The sequence below is a fragment of the Micromonospora sp. NPDC049580 genome (assembly GCF_040675595.1).
Taxonomy (GTDB): Bacteria; Actinomycetota; Actinomycetes; order Mycobacteriales; family Micromonosporaceae; genus Micromonospora.
The window spans coordinates 1-3,936 of record NZ_JBFAPG010000540.1 but is presented as its reverse complement, the minus strand read 5'-3'; the positions used below and the strand labels follow the sequence as shown (position 1 = coordinate 3,936).

Here is a 3,936-nt window from a genome sequence, read left to right as displayed (position 1 = left end):
GTCCGGGGTGCGCACCTGGGCGTGCAGCTCCGGGCCGTACTCGCCCTCGACCTCCTGGGCGGCGGCGCCGTCGCTCAGCAGCGACTGTCGGATCTCCTCGCGCACCTCGTCCCAGATCCCCTCGGACCGGGGGGCGGCGAAGACGCCGAGCTGCAGCGCGTTGTCCCCGTGCACCAGCACCACCTGCTGGATCACGCCCTGCGGGTCGGCCTGCACCCGCACCTCCACCTCGGCCACCGCCGGGATGTGCAGGCTGCCGAGGTCGAGTCGCTGCACGTCGTCGTCGACCTCGGAGATGTCGTACGGCCCGCGCACGAGCGCCGGCGCCGACGTCCCGGTGCCCTCGTCGAGGACCTCGGTGGTCCGCTCGTCGCGGGTGTGCCGCCCGGCATCGGCCCGCTTTCGGGAGAAGATCACTGCGCCCACCCTCCGCTGTTCACAATCACCCTGCCACCTCTTCCGTCTGCCCGTGGCCCGGCTCGGCCGGCCGCTGGTCGGCCCACTCCTGGCCGGCCGGTGACGGCACCAGCCCGGCGTGCCCGCCGGTCGAGCCGTGCCCGCCGGACCCGCGCGAGGACCCGGGCAGCTCGGCCACCGGCTCGAACCGCGCCCGCGCGACCCGCTGGACCACGAGCTGGGCGATCCGGTCGCCACGGGAGATCTTCGCGGGCGTGTCCCGATCATGGTTGATCAGGTTGACCATGATCTCACCCCGGTAGCCGGCGTCGACCGTACCGGGCGCGTTGAGCACCGTCACGCCGAGCCTGGCCGCCAGGCCGGACCGAGGGTGGACCAGGCCCACGTAGCCGTCCGGCAGGGCGACGGCCACGCCGGTGGGCACCAAAGCCCGACCGCCGGGCGGCAGCTCCACGTCCGCGGCGGCCACCAGGTCGGCCCCGGCGTCGCCGGGATGGGCGTACGTGGGCAGCGGCAGCTCGGCATCGAGCAGCCGTACGGGCACGGGTACGACGTCGGTCACGGGTCCCCTCTTCGTCCGGTTGTCTCCGGTGACCCTGCCATCCTGCCGGTTGGCCGGCCCGCCGTGCGCCGTACCCTCGCAGGAGTGAGCATGTCGCCCTCCCCGTCCGCCGATCGGCCGGCGGCCCCGGCCCGTCCGGCGTACGCCGAACGGCTGGACCTGCCCTGGTGGCTGTGGCTGACCGGGCTGGTGGCCGCCGCGCTGCTGGCCGTCGAGATCTGGATGGGCGGCCCCGGCGTCCGGGCCTGGCTGCCCTTCGCGGTGCTGCTGCCGGTCACCGCCGCCGGGCTGTGGTGGCTGGGCCGGATCCGCGTCGCGGTCGCCGACTCCGAGCTGCGGGTGGACGACGCCCGGCTGCCGGTGCGCTTCGTGGCCGACGTGATCCCGTTGGACGTGGCCGGCCGCCGTGAGGTGCTCGGGGTGGGCGCGGACCCACTCGCCTTCGTGGTGCAGCGGCCCTGGATCGGCGGCGCCGTGCAGGTGGTGCTCGACGACCCCGCCGACCCGACCCCGTTCTGGGTGGTGAGCACGAGGCGTCCGGTCGAGTTGGCCGAAGCGGTGCTGGCCGCGCGGGACGCCGGCCGGCCTGCCGACCGTACGGCCGGCGAGCCGGGCTGACCGACGCCGACGACCCCGCTCAGGTGCCCGTCGGCGGGCCGGGCAGGGCCGGCGGTGGCGCCGGCCGGGCGATGCCGCGACGGCGCAGGTCCACCTGGAGCTGGTCGGCCATCTGCCGGGTGGCCCGGCGGTTGAGGAAGCTGGCCACCGCCGCGCCGGTCAGGAACGGCCCGAGCGTGGTGAGGTTGCGCCCGAATCGGCGCAGCAGCATGTCCCGCATCTCCTTGCGGGCGGCGGTGCCGAGCACCGCGCCCACGCCCACACCGGGCACCATCGGGTTGACCCCGCGCTGGGTGGCCCAGGAGTGCACCAGGGCCACCGCTCGTTGGCTGCCGGCGCTTGGCAGCGACACGCCGTGGATCTCGTGCAGCTCACCGATCAGTTTCAGCTCCACCGCCACGACGGCGACCGTCTCGGCGGCGAGCAGCACGGGCGCGGAGAGCAGCGTGGGCGCGACGGTCCATTCGACGGCGGCGACTCCCCCGCCGGCCGCGCCGATCCCGGCGGTGGCGCGGGAGGCGTTGCGGATCAGTCGCTCGGCCAGGGCGGCGTCGTCCAGGCCGGGAAAGTGTCGACGCAGGGTGGCCAGGTCCCGCACCGGTACGTGCGGGGCGATCTCGGCCACCGTGTCGGTCATCCAGCGCACGGCGGCGCGGGGCTTGAACAGGTCGGAAATGCCTCGGCTGCGGGCCTGCCCCACCATCCGGGTGAGCAGTTGCCGCCGCCGGGCCGGCTTGATGTCGTCCGCGGTCAACGCCGCGACGGTGGCGCCGAGATCGTCCGCGCCGTCGTCGGTGGTGTCGCCTCGATCGCTCATGGGTCGGACCTCCCGGTGGTGTGGCTACCCGCTACGAGTCAAACAGGTACCCACCGGCGTCGCACGCCTACACCGGTAGCGGCGGCCCCGATCAGGAGGCCGCCGCCGGTGTCGTGAGTGTCAGACGCACTCTCGGCAGATCAGCTCGCCGTTGCGCTCGACCGCCAGCTGGCTGCGATGGTGGACCAGGAAGCAGCGGGCGCACCGGAACTCGTCCTGCTGCATCGGTAGCACCTTGACAGTGAGCTCCTCGTCGGCCAGGTCGGCACCGGGCAGCTCGAAGCTCTCGGCGACCTCGGCCTCGTCGACGTCCACCGCGCCCGACTGTGAGTCGACGCGCCGTGCCTTGAGCTCTTCCAGGCTGTCCTCGCCGAGGTCGACCTCGTCGCGACGCGGGGCGTCGTAGTCGGTGGCCATCGGATGTCACTCTCCCATATCGATGTTGTCGCTTCCGGTTGTAACGCCGGACGACGCTGTTTCGGTTCCGCTGGCCGGCAACCACTTGTGTCGGGCACCCGACCCGCGGGACCGTACGGGTCGGGACCGCTGGGGCCACTCCCCTGCGAGCGCGGAACCTTACCCCCCCCTTGGGCGAGGCATGTATACCGCCCTTGCGGCTGAGATGTACGCCCCCGCACGCGAAGTTGTTCCCAATGTGATTCAGGCGACACGAAGATAGGGGTAGTAGTACCCGGTTCAGGGTCGGCGCGCCGGCATGTCGGACTGTTTCCACGCGACGGCCGGACAACCGTTAACCTCAGCGGCGTATTCGACGGCCGGCGGTCAGTGCGATCGTTGGCGGCCGCCGCCACCCACCTGAGGTCCCGGGAGCGCCCAGATGAGTTTTGCGCGAGTGCGAGCACTCGTCGTCGTCGGCCTGCTGGGGGTCCTGGCCCTGGCGTTCGTGATCACCGCGATCGTCCGCGACAGCCAGGGCGAGGCCGGCGCGGCGGGCGGCTGCCCGGACGGTTGGCCGTTGGCCGACGTCACCCTGCACGAGCCCAAGGACGTCAAGATCAACGTCTTGAACGCGACCGACGAGCCGGGCCGGGCGGGCGCCGTCGCCGACGACTTCCGCAACCGCAAGTTCCAGGTCAAGAAGGTCGGCAACGCGCCCAAGGGCATCGACGACGTCGCCGTGCTGAAGTTCGGCCCCAAGGGCGTCAGCTCCGCCCACCTGCTCAAGGCGTACTTCCTCAACAACGCCGAGCCGGTCTACGACGACAAGCGCACCGACGACACCGTGGACGTGGTGTTGGGCAACGGCTTCCAGCAGCTCGCCACCACCACCGAGGTCAACCAGTCCCTCGGCGACCTGGGCCCACCGGTCGCGCCGGCGGGCTCCTGCCCGTCCCCCGCCGCCAAGAAGTGACGGCGTAACCGGGCCGTCCGCCCCGCGCCGAGCATCCGGGTCCACCCCGGCGGAGCGGTCAGGGGCCGCCGGAGGCGTCCAGGGCGGCCAGCCGGTCGTGCAGCCCGGCGAAGAGGGCGGGCGGGGCCGCGATCACCAGGTCCGGGCCGG

At 73.1% G+C, this 3,936-nt stretch carries 6 protein-coding genes and 1 pseudogene; 2 read left to right on the top strand and 5 right to left on the bottom strand.

Annotation, left to right across the window (positions count from 1 at the left end; all coding sequences use genetic code 11):
* On the bottom strand, positions 1-417 hold a 417-nt coding region (locus tag AB0J68_RS28650; protein ID WP_363941565.1), incomplete at its 3' end, for a DUF3710 domain-containing protein.
* Between the two features lie 25 nt (positions 418-442).
* On the bottom strand, positions 443-979 hold the full coding sequence (gene dut / locus AB0J68_RS28645) for a dUTP diphosphatase (protein ID WP_363941562.1): 537 nt from the start codon (positions 977-979) through the stop codon (positions 443-445).
* 90 nt (positions 980-1,069) lie between these two features.
* On the opposite strand from dut, the gene AB0J68_RS28640 reads away from it, so the two are divergent.
* Positions 1,070-1,597, top strand: a complete 528-nt coding sequence (locus AB0J68_RS28640; RefSeq protein WP_363941568.1) for a DUF3093 domain-containing protein — start codon at positions 1,070-1,072, stop codon at positions 1,595-1,597.
* Positions 1,598-1,616: 19 nt separating this feature from the next.
* On the opposite strand, the gene AB0J68_RS28635 is transcribed toward AB0J68_RS28640, so the two are convergent.
* A complete protein-coding gene (locus AB0J68_RS28635; protein ID WP_354862504.1) occupies positions 1,617-2,414 on the bottom strand; it encodes a hypothetical protein in 798 nt (265 codons plus the stop codon).
* 120 nt (positions 2,415-2,534) lie between these two features.
* Positions 2,535-2,831 carry a DUF4193 domain-containing protein gene (locus AB0J68_RS28630; protein ID WP_007075406.1) on the bottom strand — a complete coding sequence of 99 codons (297 nt, stop codon included), beginning with the start codon at positions 2,829-2,831 and terminating at the stop codon, positions 2,535-2,537.
* Positions 2,832-3,267: 436 nt separating this feature from the next.
* On the opposite strand from AB0J68_RS28630, the gene AB0J68_RS28625 reads away from it, so the two are divergent.
* Complete coding sequence (locus AB0J68_RS28625) at positions 3,268-3,786, top strand: LytR C-terminal domain-containing protein (protein ID WP_354862507.1); 519 nt, start codon at positions 3,268-3,270, stop codon at positions 3,784-3,786.
* Between the two features lie 58 nt (positions 3,787-3,844).
* On the opposite strand, the pseudogene AB0J68_RS28620 reads toward AB0J68_RS28625, so the two are convergent.
* A pseudogene (locus tag AB0J68_RS28620) lies at positions 3,845-3,936 on the bottom strand (inositol monophosphatase); the annotation flags it as partial.

What these genes read in the sequence shown, in the direction of transcription:
- AB0J68_RS28640 (WP_363941568.1), top strand. Translation starts at nt 1,070, where the DNA reads ATGTCGCCCTCCCCGTCCGCCGATCGGCCGGCGGCCCCGGCCCGTCCG.
- AB0J68_RS28635 (WP_354862504.1), bottom strand. Translation starts at nt 2,414, where the DNA reads ATGAGCGATCGAGGCGACACCACCGACGACGGCGCGGACGATCTCGGC.
- AB0J68_RS28630 (WP_007075406.1), bottom strand. Translation starts at nt 2,831, where the DNA reads ATGGCCACCGACTACGACGCCCCGCGTCGCGACGAGGTCGACCTCGGC.